This is a genomic window from uncultured Friedmanniella sp., assembly GCF_964244005.1.
Taxonomy (GTDB): domain Bacteria; phylum Actinomycetota; class Actinomycetes; order Propionibacteriales; family Propionibacteriaceae; genus Microlunatus.
Genome location: NZ_CAXTHG010000053.1, coordinates 1 through 6,653 on the forward strand (window position 1 = coordinate 1; position 6,653 = coordinate 6,653).

A 6,653-nucleotide genomic window follows, 5' to 3' on the forward strand; every position below is an offset into this window, starting at 1 on the left:
GTAGCGGGAGCGGGACTCGAACCCGCGACACAGCGATTATGAGCCGCTTGCTCTACCACCTGAGCTATCCCGCTTGGCTGCCGCCGGTCAGCCCGTCCGCTGGACAGGCACCCCACGGCGATTCCGAGCCCCCATGCGGATTCGAACCGCAGACCTTCTCCTTACCATGGAGACGCTCTACCTACTGAGCTATAGGGGCCTTCCGCTCCCACCCTCGCGGGCAGGACCGACGCACAAAGATACACAACCACCCGGGGTGGGCGCGAACTTCCGGCGTGTGGCAGGTGTTGGGTTCGAACCAACGTAGGCGATGCCGGCAGATTTACAGTCTGCTCCCTTTGGCCACTCGGGCAACCTGCCGTTTGCTGGCGGTCCGAGGACCGGTCAGCGGGGAGCAACACTAGCAAGTCCGCTCTCGCCCGGCGAACCGGTAGCCACGGTGGCCTCCGGCGGGATGGGCGGGGAGAATGTCGGCGGCAGCCCGTACGGTCACACTCGACCCGACCGGCACACCCCGACGTAGGAAGGGAGCACAGAAGTGGCAGCGGAGAGCTCGATGGACGTCGTCAGCAAGGTCGACCGGCAGGAGGTCGACAACGCGCTCAACCAGGCCTCGAAGGAGGTGCGGCAGCGCTTCGACTTCAAGAACACCGACGCCTCGATCGCGTGGTCGGGGGAGTCGATCGAGATCGAGGCCATCTCCGAGGAGCGGGCCAAGGCGGTGCTCGACGTCTTCCAGTCCAAGCTGGTCAAGCGCGGCGTGAGCCTCAAGGCGCTGGACGCCGGCGAGCCGCGGGCCTCGGGCAAGCTGTTCAAGATCACCGCGACCGCCACCGAGGGGATCAGCCAGGAGAACGCCAAGAAGGTGTCCAAGCTGATCCGCGACGAGGGCCCGAAGGGCGTCAAGGCGCAGATCCAGGGCGACGAGCTGCGCGTGAGCAGCAAGAGCCGCGACGACCTGCAGGTCGTGCAGGCCCTGATCAAGGCGCAGGACTACGACTTCGCCGTCCAGTTCACCAACTACCGTTGACCGTGCTCGACCACGAAGCGCGCGCGCGGGACCTGCTGCCCGCCCACATCAGTGCCTATTACGGCGCCACGGCCGGCTCCGGTGGCGGGTCGGCCGAGGGCATCGCGGCCTGGTCGGCAGTCCGCTTCCGGCCCCGCGCGTTGGTCGACCTGAGCACCATCGACACCGCGACGGCCGTGCTCGGCACGCCGGTGTCGATGCCCGTCCTGGTCGCCCCGATGGCTCAGCAGCTGGGGGCCCATCCCGAGGGCGAGGCGGCGATGGGCCGTGCCGTCGCGACGGCCGGCAGCCTGCTGGGCGTCTCCACGAACACCGCCGTGCCCTTCGCGGACGTGGCCGCGACCGGGGCGCCCTGGTGGTTTCAGGTCTACGTGACCCGCGACCACAGCCTCACCGAGCTGCTCGTGCAACGAGCCGTGGAGGCGGGCGCCCGGGCGCTGGTGCTGACCGTGGACATGCTCGCCCTGCTGCCCCCCGACGTGAACCCGCGCTCCTGGCCGGAGAGCCCCGCGCGGTCCCGGATGACCAACCTGACCGCCAGCGAGCTAGCGGCCGCCGACCCGCACGCGGTCGAGATGGATCCCGCGATCAGCTTCGACACCGTGGGCTGGCTGCACCGGATCAGCGGGCTGCCCGTCCTGGTCAAGGGCATCCTGCGCGCCGACGACGCCGCGCGGGCCGTCGACGCCGGCGCGGCAGGCGTGGTTGTCTCCACCCACGGCGGTCGCCGGCTCGGGCCGTCGGTCCCGACGGCGGCGGCGCTGCCCGAGGTGGTGGCGGCAGTCGGCGGGGACGCCGAGGTGTACGCCGACAGCGGCATCCGTTCCGCCGAGCACGTCGCCGCGGCCCTGGCGCTGGGAGCGCGGGCGGTCTTCGTCGGCCGGCCCGCCCTGTGGGCGCTGGCGGCGGACGGTGCGGACGGTGTCCGTGCGGTGCTGACCGGTCTGCACACCGACCTGCAGCAGGTGATGACCCAGCTCGGCGTCGCCCGGATCGCCGACTTCAGTCCCGACCTCGTGTCGGGCGCGCGGTGAGCGGCTGCCCCGTACGCAAGCTGGAGCCCGACGGCCGGGTGTCCAGCCCGGCTCTCGAGCTCGTCCAGGACGACGCGGGCGACCGGTGGGTGGTGCGCTCGTTCGGGGTGGCCCGGCAGGTGCTGCGCGACTCCGAGGCCACCCGGCAGGCGGGCTTCGGCGCAGAATCGGTCCGCCGGGGCTCCGAGAGCCGTGCCGCCAAGAACGGCGGGAGCGCGGCCAGCCCCGCGATGCGGCCGCCGATCCTCTACCTCGAGGGCCCCGACCACCGCCGCCAGCGCTCCGCGGCCGCGCGCTTCTTCGCGCCCAAGGTGATCGAGGACTACCGACCGATGATGACCTCGCTCAGCGAGCAGCTCGTCGCGCGGCTGCGCCCGGACCGCGACGTCGACCTGCGCGGGCTCGCGATGGAGCTCGCCGTCCAGGTGGCCGGCCGGGTCGTCGGGCTGACCAACTCCTCGACCCGCGGGATGAGTTGCCGGCTGGACACCTTCTTTGCCGGGAACCCCCTGGAGGTCGGCCGCGGCCGGGGCCCGGTCGCGCTGCTGCAGACGCTGCGCTTCGGGACCGCGACCGCCCGCTTCTACTACCTGGACGTCAAGCCGGCGATCCGCGCCCGGCGCCGCCGGCCGCAGGAGGACGTGATCAGCCAGCTGCTGGCCGACGGCTTCAGCGACCTCGAGATCTTGACCGAGTGCGTGACCTACGCGGCGGCCGGGATGGCGACCACCCGCGAGCTGATCTGCATGGCCGCGTGGCACCTGCTCGACGACGCCGACCTGCTGGCCCGCTACCGCGCCGGCAGTCTGGACGACCGGGCCGCCCTGCTGAGTGAGACGCTGCGGCTCGAACCGGTGGTCGGGCACCTCTACCGGCGGCTGACCCAGCCGCTGCTGCTCGACGTGGCCGGGGAACCGTACGAGCTGGCCCCCGGCAGCCTGGTCGACCTCGACCTGCGTGCGGTCAACGCCGACGCGGACACCGTCGGCGAGGAGCCGTACGGGCTCTGCCCCGGCCGTGAGCTGCCGCGGACGGTGCCGGCCGCGGTGATGGGCTTCGGCGACGGCCACCACCGCTGCCCGGGCGGTCCACTGGCCATCCTGGAGACCGAGATCTTCCTCAGCGCCCTGTTCGCTCACGACGTGGTGGCCGGCGGCCCGCCGCGGGTGCACTGGAACGCGGTCTCCCAGGGCTACGACCTCGACCAATTCCGGGTCCGGGCTGCGGCCTGAGGCTCAGCCGCGGAAGTACCGGTCCCAGGCCGGGTCGGTCAGCAAGGCGGTGACCTGCTTCGTGCTCAGCGGCAGGCCCTCGCGGGTCACGGGACCGTTCCCCTCGTCGTAGTCGCTCTGCGTCAGCCAGAGGCGGCCGCCGTCGGGGCGGTTGAAGTAGGCCGACTGGTCCAGTCCCGCCTTGTCGGTCGAGGGGCCGCCCATGGTCCAGAGGGTGCCGCCCGCGACGGAGACCTTCCGGCAGTTGTCGTTGGTGGCGCAGACATCGGAGTAGCGGGTTGTGGTCGAGGTCGACCCGGCGCCAGCGCAGGAACAGCCGGACCAGCGTCTCCTGCACCAGGTCCTCGGGCTGGTGCCGGTCACCGCAGAGCAGGGTCGCGCGACGCAGCAGCGCCGGACTGTGCTGGGCGGCCCGTCGCTGAACTCGTCGTCGTTGCTCATCTCCCCTACTCTGCGGTCGGCTGTCGGTCAGCCCAGCCGGTCCGTGGCCACCTTGGCCACCGACTCCATGGTCTGCCACGACGGACCCCAGCGCCCGTTCACTTCGACGAACCCGACGCTCGTGCCGAGGCGGACGACCGCGACCCCGCCGTCGGCCTTCTTGCTCTCCCCGCGGTAGGAGACCGCCCAGTGGGCCCTCCCCGAGCCGACCGGGTCGTTGTGGAGGGGGCCGTAGTGGAAGTCGTAGGTCGGCTTGCGGCAGGCCCGGATCCCGCCCTGGACGAGGATCGCCTCCCACTGCTGGGCCACAGCCTCGTTCGGGGCCTGGGCGAGGGACTCGGTCAGCGACTCGTTGCGGTGACCCCGTCGGGTCCAGGTTGCGGTGACCGGCTTCGGCGAGCCGGGCAGGACCTGGGTCCACGAGTTACCCTCGCCGAGGCAGGACGAAAAGTCGGCGTCCCGGCCGAGCACGACCTTCCCGGTGTCCATGGGTACCAGGACGGTGGCGAGGTCCTCGCTCTGCAGCAGTTGGCTCGATCCGGTCGCCACGTAGGTGTCCCCGGGGTCGGCCATGGCCGGCGAGAGGCCGGCGCCGAGCAGGACCGAGGCGACGGTGGTCACGCCGGCAGCGGCAACCGCCACGCTCGCCGTACCGAGAGCGCGACGAGCGCGACGTGGGGGGCGGGAGGAGGTGCTGGTGGTCATCGGTACTCCTTCGTCGGGGAGGGCTCGCTGCGCTGCGGACCAGGGCTGTGGTTGCCTCCACCCCTCTTACGCGGTGGGAAGGCCCTCGCGTGACAAGCCGCCCGTCCCTACGTTGGTGACCATGACCAGCCGGATCAGCCACGCCTCCGTCGACGCCCGGGACGCGTACGCCCAGTCGGTCTGGTGGGCGGCGGTGCTCAGCATGCACGAGGACCCGGCGGACCCCAACGAGCCGGGCCACGAGGAGTGCATGCTCTTCTCCCGACGGCCGGACCCGGCTGTTGTTCATCGAGGTCCCCGAGGCCAAGTCGGTCAAGAACCGGCTGCACCTGGACCTGCGGCCGGTCGAGGGCACCCGCGACGAGGAGGTCGCCCGACTGCTCGCGCTCGGGGCGACCGAGGTCGCCGACCTGCGCCGCCCGGACGGGGGCGGCTGGGTGACCCTCGCCGACCCGGAGGGCAACGAGTTCTGCGTGCTGCGCGGCGACGCCGAAGCGCCCGATCCGTACGCGCACCTGGTGACCGCCCTACGCTGAGCGCGTGCTGCTGCCCCTCCCGCGTACCGTCCGGCCCGCACCCGGCTCGTTCACCCTGGGCTCCGAGCTCGCCATCGCCGGCCCGGCGGGCTGGGCGGCGATCGTCCGTCGGCTGCTGGGGCCCGGCACCGGCCTGGACCTGCCGTCGGCGACCGGCGGCCGGCTTCGCGTCGTAGCCGACCCCGCGCTGCCGGCGGAGGCGTACCGGCTGACGGTCGGCGACGACGGGATCACCATCACCGCGAGCGCGGACGCCGGGGTCAACTGGGCCACCCAGACCCTGCGCCAGCTGCTGCCGCCGTCGGTGCTGCGACCGGCTCCGGTCGGGGACCCGCTCGTCGTCGACGGTGTCGAGATCGAGGATGCCCCGGGATACGCGTGGCGGGGGGTGCACCTCGACGTCGGCCGGCACTTCGTGCCCCTGGGCGACCTGTTCCGGTTCATCGACCTGTTTGCGCTGCACAAGTACAACGTGCTGCACCTGCACCTGAGCGAGGACCAGGGCTGGCGCTTCGAGTCCCACCGTCACCCACGGCTGCAGCAGGTGGCGAGCTGGCGGCACGAGACCCGCCTCCCCAACGACGCCGCCGGCGACGGCACGCCGCACGGCGGCTTCTACACCCAGGACCAGCTGCGCGCGGTCGTCGCGTACGCCGGTGCCCGTGGGCTGACCGTGGTGCCCGAGCTCGAGTTCCCCGGCCACGTCCGCGGCGTGCTCGCCGCGTACCCCGAGCTGGGCAACTTCCCGGACAAGCCGCAGTCGACGGCGACGGGGTTCGGCGTCTTCGAGGAGGTGCTGAACCTCGACGATGACGCCATGCGGGTCGTGTACGACCTCTACGAGGAGCTGCTCGAGGTGTTCCCGAGCCGCTACATCCACGTCGGCGGTGACGAGTGCCCGCGGGCCGAGTGGCTGGCCAGTCCGCGCGCCCACGAGCTCGCCACCCAGCGCGGGCTGAGCGGACCCGACCAGCTGCAGCGCTGGTTCACCGAGCAGCTGCGGGCCTGGCTGGCCGAGCGCGACCGCGTCCTGGTCGGCTGGGACGAGATCAGCGACGACGGACCCGTGCCCGGCTCGGTGGTGATGGCGTGGCGGGACGCCACCTACGGCACCGCCGCGGTGGCGGCCGGGCTGCCGGTGGTCATGTCGCCGATGCAGTCCACCTACTTCGACTGGTACCCCGGGGCTGAGGACACCGAGGCGTACTCGATCGGCGGCCTGATCACCGTGGAGCAGGCGTACGCCTTCGACCCGCGCGCGGGGATCCCGCCGGAGGCGCACGACCTGGTGCTGGGCACCCAGTGCCAGCACTGGACGGAATACATGCCCACCCCGCGCCGGGTGGAGTACATGATGTTCCCCCGCGCCTGCGCGCACAGCGAGGTCGCCTGGTCGGACCCCGTCGGCCGCTCGTGGGCCGAGTTCGAGCCCCGGCTGGCCGCGCATCTGGAGCGGCTGGACGCGCTGGGGATCAACTACCGCCCGCTCGCCGGCCCGCTGCCCTGGCAGGAAGGCGGCACCGGCCAGCTCCGCCGGCCGGACGCCCACCGCGCAGCCGCCGGCTGAGCCGCCTCGCCCTCAGAAACTGCCTCGGCCTACCGCAGCCGCCCGCCGACTGAGCCTTGGATTCAAGCTGTCGATGCAACAGGTTCGGTTGGCTCGGATAGTAGCCGG

The 6,653-nt window shown here is 72.2% G+C and carries 8 protein-coding genes and 3 tRNA genes; 5 read left to right on the forward strand and 6 right to left on the reverse strand.

Features of this window, described 5'->3' with window-relative positions; translation table 11 throughout:
* Nucleotide 1 precedes the first annotated feature (1 nt).
* The 3 genes from ACFE76_RS20165 to ACFE76_RS20175 all read right to left on the reverse strand — a co-directional run bounded on the left by ACFE76_RS20165 (nucleotide 2) and on the right by ACFE76_RS20175 (nucleotide 360).
* Nucleotides 2–74, reverse strand: a tRNA-Met gene (locus ACFE76_RS20165).
* A 52-nt stretch (nucleotides 75–126) separates the two neighbouring features.
* A tRNA-Thr gene (locus tag ACFE76_RS20170) sits at nucleotides 127–199 on the reverse strand.
* A gap of 79 nt (nucleotides 200–278) precedes the next feature.
* Nucleotides 279–360: transfer RNA gene (locus ACFE76_RS20175), tRNA-Tyr, on the reverse strand.
* Between the two features lie 178 nt (nucleotides 361–538).
* Here ACFE76_RS20175 and ACFE76_RS20180 point away from each other — a divergent pair.
* Genes ACFE76_RS20180 through ACFE76_RS20190 form a run of 3 tightly spaced genes read left to right on the forward strand, consistent with a single transcriptional unit; the run spans nucleotide 539 to nucleotide 3,296 of the window.
* Entirely contained in the window at nucleotides 539–1,030 is a 492-nt protein-coding gene (locus tag ACFE76_RS20180; RefSeq protein WP_375433575.1) for a YajQ family cyclic di-GMP-binding protein, read from the forward strand.
* 2 nt (nucleotides 1,031–1,032) lie between these two features.
* Entirely contained in the window at nucleotides 1,033–2,064 is a 1,032-nt protein-coding gene (locus ACFE76_RS20185; RefSeq protein WP_375433576.1) for an alpha-hydroxy acid oxidase, read from the forward strand.
* Entirely contained in the window at nucleotides 2,061–3,296 is a 1,236-nt protein-coding gene (locus ACFE76_RS20190; RefSeq protein WP_375433577.1) for a cytochrome P450, read from the forward strand. Before ACFE76_RS20185 ends, ACFE76_RS20190 begins: the two co-directional genes overlap by 4 nt.
* Here ACFE76_RS20190 and ACFE76_RS20195 read toward each other — a convergent pair.
* From ACFE76_RS20195 to ACFE76_RS20205, 3 genes are all read right to left on the reverse strand, one after another.
* The gene (locus ACFE76_RS20195; RefSeq protein WP_375433578.1) at nucleotides 3,184–3,816 is read right to left on the reverse strand and encodes an RNA polymerase sigma factor; all 633 of its coding nucleotides are present in this window, start codon (nucleotides 3,814–3,816) and stop codon (nucleotides 3,184–3,186) included. The two genes, ACFE76_RS20190 and ACFE76_RS20195, sit on opposite strands and share 113 nt — an antisense overlap.
* Entirely contained in the window at nucleotides 3,765–4,442 is a 678-nt protein-coding gene (locus ACFE76_RS20200) for a hypothetical protein (RefSeq protein ID WP_375433579.1), read from the reverse strand. The genes ACFE76_RS20195 and ACFE76_RS20200 overlap by 52 nt, the downstream gene beginning before the upstream one ends.
* Nucleotides 4,443–4,508: 66 nt before the next feature.
* Nucleotides 4,509–4,694 carry a hypothetical protein gene (locus ACFE76_RS20205; protein ID WP_375433580.1) on the reverse strand — a complete coding sequence of 62 codons (186 nt, stop codon included), beginning with the start codon at nucleotides 4,692–4,694 and terminating at the stop codon, nucleotides 4,509–4,511.
* Nucleotides 4,695–4,723: 29 nt separating this feature from the next.
* On the opposite strand from ACFE76_RS20205, the gene ACFE76_RS20210 reads away from it, so the two are divergent.
* Nucleotides 4,724–4,978: a VOC family protein gene (locus ACFE76_RS20210; RefSeq protein ID WP_375433581.1), complete on the forward strand. Its 255-nt coding sequence runs from the start codon at nucleotides 4,724–4,726 to the stop codon at nucleotides 4,976–4,978.
* Nucleotides 4,979–4,982: 4 nt separating this feature from the next.
* Nucleotides 4,983–6,545 (forward strand): beta-N-acetylhexosaminidase, encoded by a 1,563-nt coding sequence (locus tag ACFE76_RS20215; RefSeq protein ID WP_375433582.1) that lies wholly within the window; start codon nucleotides 4,983–4,985, stop codon nucleotides 6,543–6,545.
* Nucleotides 6,546–6,653: the final 108 nt, after the last annotated feature.

Excerpts from the sequence above, each read along its gene's own strand:
- ACFE76_RS20200 (WP_375433579.1), bottom strand. The coding sequence starts at position 4,442 with ATGACCACCAGCACCTCCTCCCGCCCCCCACGTCGCGCTCGTCGCGCT.
- ACFE76_RS20205 (WP_375433580.1), bottom strand. The coding sequence starts at position 4,694 with ATGCACTCCTCGTGGCCCGGCTCGTTGGGGTCCGCCGGGTCCTCGTGC.